Source organism: Neobacillus paridis (assembly GCF_016765675.1).
Taxonomy (GTDB): Bacteria; Bacillota; Bacilli; order Bacillales; family Cytobacillaceae; genus Neobacillus; species Neobacillus paridis.
Genome location: NZ_JAESWB010000351.1, coordinates 1 through 627, shown reverse-complemented (window position 1 = coordinate 627; position 627 = coordinate 1). Strand labels below are relative to the sequence as shown.

The 627-nt window shown below is 43.1% G+C and carries 1 protein-coding gene; it reads left to right on the top strand.

All coding sequences use genetic code 11. From position 1 onward, the window contains the following. The coding region (locus tag JK635_RS20480) for a hypothetical protein (protein ID WP_235888274.1) at nucleotides 1-410 on the top strand (410 nt) is incomplete at its 5' end. Nucleotides 411-627: the final 217 nt, after the last annotated feature.

The window sequence follows — 627 nt, the reverse complement described above, 5'->3', positions numbered from 1 at the left end:
TAAGTATTGTGAACAGATCGGCTGCACCGATATCACCAGATTGGTTTAGTTTGTCAGTAAAAATCGAAGATAGTTGGTATGAATTCAAAAACACACTTATCCCAGAAGATGCAGTTTGGAACAGCGAGAAACAAGAAATTGAAGTGCCTGACGCAGCAAGTCGAGACTTACTTAAATTAGGTGCATCGGTGTCGGCCGGGCAAGCTATTTCTGGTCATCTTATGTTTATATCTTCTGATGTTCCGCTCTCTGCCATATCGAATTCAAAGCCTCATGACTTCAAAATGAATGTCACTGATGTGCTTGGCACAACTTTTGAAGTGGCAATTGCCCCTCCGCGTCCTGGTTCGATTGGACCTGCGCGAAGATTGAACGTCTACGCTTCCAACAAGGCCAAGTCAGGACCTTAAACTAAAGGTGTTATCGAATACCTTGATAACAATGTATAAGGTTACATCCTTTTTTCTTCCCAGTTAAAACGCGGTGCCCCTTTGGGGCATGTGTTTTTTCCTAAGATAAGCACTTTTTTAAAATGCACGTTTTTACCATTGCATCCAACCGTTTATGACAAGTTTCGAGTTCGCATGTACAGCAAAAACGTTCCGCATTGCTTGCGTGCCGGCTCGT